The 1,259-nt window shown below is 48.5% G+C and carries 1 protein-coding gene; it reads left to right on the forward strand.

Annotated elements, in window-relative coordinates; translation table 11 throughout:
- Positions 1–73 precede the first annotated feature (73 nt).
- Positions 74–1,251, forward strand: a protein-coding gene (locus K7G70_RS17830; protein ID WP_223790016.1) for an IS3 family transposase whose coding sequence is annotated in 2 segments (ribosomal slippage) — positions 74–332 and positions 332–1,251 — 1,179 coding nt in all. Because the reading frame shifts where the segments join, the coding sequence is not laid out codon by codon here.
- The last annotated feature ends 8 nt before the right edge of the window (positions 1,252–1,259 follow it).

Consider the following 1,259-nt stretch of genomic DNA (forward strand, 5'->3'; position numbering starts at 1 on the left):
TGTAGTGGTACAGTGAAATTGGCCACCGACTTAGAGGTGATATATGATATCACTTCGGGAAAGAAGGTGAACAATGAACAAGCGAAGCAGACGCACATTCAGTGCGGAATTTAAGTTAGAAGCGGCCAGTTTGGTCACTGAGCAAGGATATTCAGTCAGGGAGGCCAGTGAGGCCATGAATGTGGGCCACTCAACCCTGGGTAGATGGGTGCAACAGCTGAAAAGCGAACAGCAAGGAGTCACCCCCAAAGCCAAACCCATCACTGCTGAACAGCAAAAAATCCGTGAGCTTGAGAAGAAGATCGAGCGCATTGAGATGGAGAAAGAAATTCTAAAAAAGGCTACCGCTCTCTTGATGTCAGACGCGCTGAACGATTCAGACTGATTAAACGATTGAAAGGGAGCTATCCTGTAACGGTATTGTGCGATGTATTTTCAGTCCATCGCTCAAGCTTCAAGTACTGGTTGAACAGACCCAAAACCATCAAGCCACAACGGCTGAAAGAACTGGCATTGGTCAAGGTGATTCACAATGAAAGCAACCAATCAGCCGGTGCCAGAACCATCGCCAAGATTGCCACCACCAGGGGCGTTCCATTAAGCCGTTACAGGGCCTCAGGCCTGATGAGGGCTCTGGATTTACACAGCACTCAGTTGCCACAGCACAGATACAAGAAAGCCAACCAGGAGCATGTATGTATACCCAATTTACTCAACCGCCAGTTCGACGTATCACAGCCCAATCAGGTGTGGTGTGGCGATGTCACTTATGTGTGGGCAGGTAGCCGCTGGGCTTACCTGGCTGTGGTGTTGGACTTGTTCTCTCGCAAACCCATTGGTTGGGCGATGAGCTTTTCACCCAACACTGAATTGACAGCCAGTGCTTTAACCATGGCTTTTGAGCAACGTGGTAGGCCATCAGGTGTGATGTTTCATTCAGATCAAGGCTGTCATTACACGAGCATCAAATACCGCCAATTGCTATGGCGATATCAGATTGAACAAAGTATGAGCAGACGTGGGAATTGCTGGGACAACAGCCCCATGGAGCGATTCTTCAGAAGTTTTAAGACAGAATGGATGCCATCAGTGGGTTACCGCTCACTGGCGGCAGCCAAACAATCGGTGATCAACTACATTGTTGGTTACTATTGCAATGTCAGGCCTCACGCATACAACGGAGGAATGACACCCAATGAGTCAGAGCGAAAGTTCTGGCGTGAATCTAAAACCGTGGCCAAAATTACTTGACCACTACA

It is taken from the genome of Marinicella meishanensis (assembly GCF_019931145.1).
In the GTDB taxonomy this organism is placed as follows: Bacteria; Pseudomonadota; Gammaproteobacteria; order Xanthomonadales; family Marinicellaceae; genus Marinicella; species Marinicella meishanensis.